We start from the raw sequence: 4,828 nt of genomic DNA on the forward strand, positions 1-4,828 counted from the left end.
GGGTTTTTTATTGACGAAAACTCAGAGATTATGATTATTAACACGCTTGAGTCTTAGTCAGAAAGCAAGTTCGTCGCTTTGCCCTATTGGTTGTATGGCGCTTCAGTCATTGGATTCGAGCGTTCCTGTAAAAACAAATGCTCAACAACATCTTTCCTTTTGGGTTACCTTTTTAGAATTTTTGGGATAAACAGTCAAAAGTTTTTTTGAATGAACTCCTTCGACATAAGGGTTCTCGTTTACGACCCATTTCCGGTTCCGGCCCAGTCTGGTCATCGGAAGCGCTGATCACTAATAAACGGACCGGACGCTCATGAACTCCGGCATCCGCTTATTTTTATACTCAATCAATTAAAAACTTTAAAGACCAATGATCATGGCTTTAGACTATGCATTATTTGAAAATCACCTGACCAGTGATCCAACTGATTACATGGCGGTGACCACTAATGGCACGAGCTTGAACCAGGAAGACCTGGTGAAGCTCATGCTGGTACGCGGTTCAACGCTTACAGAAACCGACATTCTGGCGGTCCTGAAAATGGAACGCGAAGTGGTTTGCGAAGAAGCGGCCAAGGGTAACAACATTACCACGCCCCTGTTCAATCTGGGGCTGAGTGTTAAAGGGGTATTCAACGGTGCGGATGATTCGTACGATCCCACACGGCATACTGTTCGCCTGAACCTGACAGCCGGAAGTGAACTGCGCGAGGTTGCTTCTTTGGTCAAACTACAGAAGGTGAAGAGCGGTAAAGTGCGCCCGGTTATTGAGCAGTTCGTCGATGTATCGCTCGGGAGTGTTAACGAGCAACTTAGTTCAGGAGGCTTGGCCCGTCTGCGTGGCAGCTACTTGAAGTACGACCCCGCCGACCCGGAACAGGGCATCTTTTTTATTGATGCTTCCAACATCGAAACCCGGGTTACGGTGGTGTCGTTGAACAAACCCGGCGAACTTCACTTCCTGGTTCCCCAGCTTCCGCCTGGCGAGTACCAGGTCGAAGTACGCACCATCATCTTTGGACACAAGAGTGCTACAGCCGGACGGCTCGACGCGGTGCTGTCCAGGGTTTAAGCAGTACTGATATGATGCGAAAAGCGGAAATCGCTTTTTAAAATAGCAGGGGATGGACCGATGGTCCGTTCCCTGTTTTTTTGGTAGGAAGGGTCCCAACATACTCCGGCGGCTTGAGCAACGTACTCAAGGTGCTTGAGTAAGGCACTCAGGCATCTTGAGTAGCGCTCTCGATACTCTTGAGCAATGCTCTCAAGCACCTTGAATAATGTTCTCAAGCGGTTTCGGCAAGTTTAAACCCGGTTGCAGATCCCGAAGAAATAGGTCAATAGGGGGGTATCCGGTTGCTTTTTGACAGGAAGCCAGACTGAATGCGATTCTCCAGTCATCTTCCCATTTGGCATCTTCATAGCGTTAGTGTTGAGAGGGAGTCGGAGGGATGGCCAATTTTTGATTTATAATGCTCATATGTGCACAGTTTAGTCGATTGAATTCTCATTTTGGACAGTGCTTTTTTAGCTTAGTCCTCCCAATATTAACACCTCGCTGTTAATAAATCCTTCGTTTTGATACTCATGATAGGCTTTCTTGTCAGGAAGTGCATTGAATTTAATAGCTGGAACTTGGGATTAGGTATCCGAAACTTATGGTTTGATTATTGACAGCCGGATTCCGCTGTAATCTATTGATTCATAGCCCCGATTGACGTACCTTTCCATTCGAATCCAACAAGAAAATATTTTGTATAGAAGCCGGAATTGAGAGCAGTAGAATTCTGTTTTAAACGAAGGAAGGAGGATTCTATTTCAAAATTGAATAGTGAGGATCATGAATTGGGGAAAGAGGTCAGATAATTCCATTTAAGAACTTATTTGACCATTGTGAGAAACCAAAAATCAACTTCTATGAAAAAAAATCTACTTCAAAAGAAGAAAGCCGGGTCAGGTTTCTTCTTAATAGGATCATCTTCGATGCACATGGTGTTGGGGATGGTCATTTTTTTGATCATAACCGCAACTACTGCATTAGGCCAATCAGTGAATGAATTTGGGACATACATTGCCCAAATGAAAGAGTCTCCTGACGATGATATTCGTTTGCAAGCAGCGCGTTTTGAAAGTCTGACGACTGATTTGCACCCCAATCTATACATTGAAGAAGACGGGATGAAAGCGTTTGGAGAGGGAGCCCCTGTTTGTGCTTTTGTCGATGTTGAAGCTTCAGGGCAGATATATGATGCAAATCCACTATTCCGGAAAGTTGAATTGCTAACCATTAAGCTGACCAGCAGCAATGGGCTTAACACCCCGATTAACCTGTCTCTTCTTGAGGGATTTCAAAACCTGAAATACATCTTAATAAGGAGCGAGTTTGCCTGTACTGAAGAGCAGGTAGAAAGCATGTTAACTGGTAGTAAAGCCGATGTTATTGTGTGCTATACCATATCATTTCCCGAATAGGCCATTCTGGCTGCAAATAAAAAACAACAAGATGAAAAAGAGAGATTTGAATACAAGAGCTACAAAGATGTTTTCATTGTCATTGTTGGTGGTTTTAGTCTTCTTTGTTACGACATTCAGTGTTTTTGGGCAAGTACGTGTGCCTTTCACGCAACGTACATCACCATTAGCAGGCGGTAAGAAGATCTATAGCATAAAAGGGGACTTTGCCATGGTTGGCAATACCAATCTCTCTCTGTGGAGTTACGATCCAGATGAGAACAATAGTAATAACTATATGGCTTATGTCGATGTTGACGGAGATTCCAAAACCTTAAATTCATCTTCAGCGACCTTAGCGTTTTCAACAGAAAATGGCGCTATTCCCGAATGTTCGAACATCGTTTTTGCAGGATTATATTGGACTGGTAGAGCACACGACGGTAGCAGCAGCCCAAATACATTTACGGTGACCAAGGGGGGTGTGACTAAGAATTACGACAAACGCGTCGTTTCCTTAAAAGGCCCTGGAGCAACCAACTACCAAACAATTACAGCCAATGCTGACGATATCTACTATCCAACTAATAGTGATGGGTATATGTATTCAGCTTATGCTGAAGTGACAGAGTATGTGAGGCAACACGGTGTGGGGGATTATTTTGTGGCCGATATGGCTTTACGCGAAGGTGATGGAGGATCAACCGGCTATTATGGTGGATGGGGCATGATTGTGGTTTACGAAAATACGAAAATGAAATGGCGAGATGTAACCGTTTTCGATGGTCATGCCTATGTTCAGGGTAGCACAACCATTAGCCATACACTCGATGTATCAGGTTTTAATACGGTACAATCCGGTGATGTAAACATGAAACTGGGGCTCATGGCTGGCGAAGGTGACAGGAGTATATCGGGAGACTACTTTGATATACGTAACCATAACAATACTAGTTGGGTTAGGCTGTCCCATGGAGGGAACAGCACCGATAACTTTTTCAACAGTTCCGTATATACAGGGGGAAACTCAAGAAATCCCAGCCTGACTAATAATACAGGCCTCGACATCGCTATGTTTGATATTCCCAATGCAGATAATGCTGTTATAAAGAACAATCAAACGTCAACCAGCTTTCGCTACGGATCAACGCAAGATACTTACATAATTTTCTGTATGGCCATGGCTGTTGACGCCTATATTCCTGAAGCGGAGGTTGAGACTGGGGTAAAGCTCATCAGTAATCCTTCAACTGAGGGGTATGTTGTTCCAGGCGAGAATATCACAATCGGTGTTGATATTAGAAATAAAGGTACGGAGGCTATTCATGATGCGTTGGTGACTATTCCAATTCCTTTTAATGTCAACTATGTGAGCCATTCGGCAGCACATGGTGTAGTCAATTTGCAAAATGACACCCTTTATTGGAATATCGATGATCTTTTAGTTTTACCTGGCGATCCGGATGAGATCTTAGCTTCGTTGAGTATAACCCTTCAGGTGCGTACCGACTGCCATATTTTTATTAATCCATGTACGCGGTTTTTGGAGCTGAATGGCTCTGTTTCCGGGACTGGTGCAACCAGTTTTACAAGCTTTTCCGGCGTTGGTTTTGTTCACTATGTAAACGAAGGTCCTTGTATTGGAATCCCGGTATTTGGGGTGCAAAAGATCCCAATTGATGCCGACCTGTTTTTGGCCAATAACTGTGGCTCGACTGTAGCCGTCAGTTCTGTGACAATCTGTTCGGGGGCTGGAACTTCACAGCAAGAAGTGATCAATGAAGCTCATTTGCCAGCAAACTCAAGCTTCTACACTGTTACTGATATACAAGGAGTGGATCCGATAGTCGGGGATCTTCCCGTTCCTGGAATTTTTTATGTATTTCCCCCGGGAATTGATGATTGTTGGTTTGAGATTGAACTTATAGCAGACGATGGGCAAGGACCTCAAGCTACAGGAAGCTTAAGTTCCATTATAGAAGAAGGATGTAGTGTTAGCGATATCCCAGCTGCTGTTACCTCTGTTTCAGCGTTGGAAACTATGGGTGTTGCGATCTCTGATGAAGACACGGAAGATGTCAACTTGGTAGTTACATCAAGCGATAGTGGAGCTACAGGACCTTGTCCGATTGTTGTTTCACGAACGTATACGATTTCTGATGAATGTGGTAACAGCCTTGAGTTGGTGCAGACGATCACTATCCGTGACAACACAGCTCCGACATTTACAGCTCCGGCTGACGTTACAATCTATACCGATGCTGACTGCAACTACGATGTTGACGTAGCATTCACAGGTGAGCGTAAATGTCATAGGGCGTTCCTTCTTTATACGACCGATCCTGGTCGGTAATGGCGTAGGTTGGTATTTTGTGCA

General features: G+C 44.3%; 3 protein-coding genes. All 3 read left to right on the forward strand.

Annotated elements, in window-relative coordinates; translation table 11 throughout:
- The first annotated feature begins 376 nt into the window (after positions 1-376).
- The 3 genes from NC99_RS17665 (at position 377) to NC99_RS17675 (ending at position 4,804) form a co-directional block, all read left to right on the forward strand.
- The gene (locus NC99_RS17665) at positions 377-1,072 is read left to right on the forward strand and encodes a DNA-binding domain-containing protein (protein ID WP_162231251.1); all 696 of its coding nucleotides are present in this window, start codon (positions 377-379) and stop codon (positions 1,070-1,072) included.
- 845 nt (positions 1,073-1,917) lie between these two features.
- Positions 1,918-2,472, forward strand: coding sequence for a hypothetical protein (locus NC99_RS17670; protein WP_053186897.1), 555 nt, complete (start codon positions 1,918-1,920; stop codon positions 2,470-2,472).
- Between the two features lie 31 nt (positions 2,473-2,503).
- Positions 2,504-4,804, forward strand: coding sequence for a DUF11 domain-containing protein (locus NC99_RS17675; RefSeq protein ID WP_162231252.1), 2,301 nt, complete (start codon positions 2,504-2,506; stop codon positions 4,802-4,804).
- Positions 4,805-4,828: the final 24 nt, after the last annotated feature.

The sequence above is a fragment of the Sunxiuqinia dokdonensis genome, from assembly GCF_001270965.1.
Lineage (GTDB): Bacteria > Bacteroidota > Bacteroidia > Bacteroidales > Prolixibacteraceae > Sunxiuqinia > Sunxiuqinia dokdonensis.

Bases quoted from the DNA above. Each gene is read 5' to 3' on its own strand.
- NC99_RS17665 (WP_162231251.1), top strand. From the start codon at position 377: ATGGCTTTAGACTATGCATTATTTGAAAATCACCTGACCAGTGATCCA.
- NC99_RS17670 (WP_053186897.1), top strand. From the start codon at position 1,918: ATGAAAAAAAATCTACTTCAAAAGAAGAAAGCCGGGTCAGGTTTCTTC.
- NC99_RS17675 (WP_162231252.1), top strand. From the start codon at position 2,504: ATGAAAAAGAGAGATTTGAATACAAGAGCTACAAAGATGTTTTCATTG.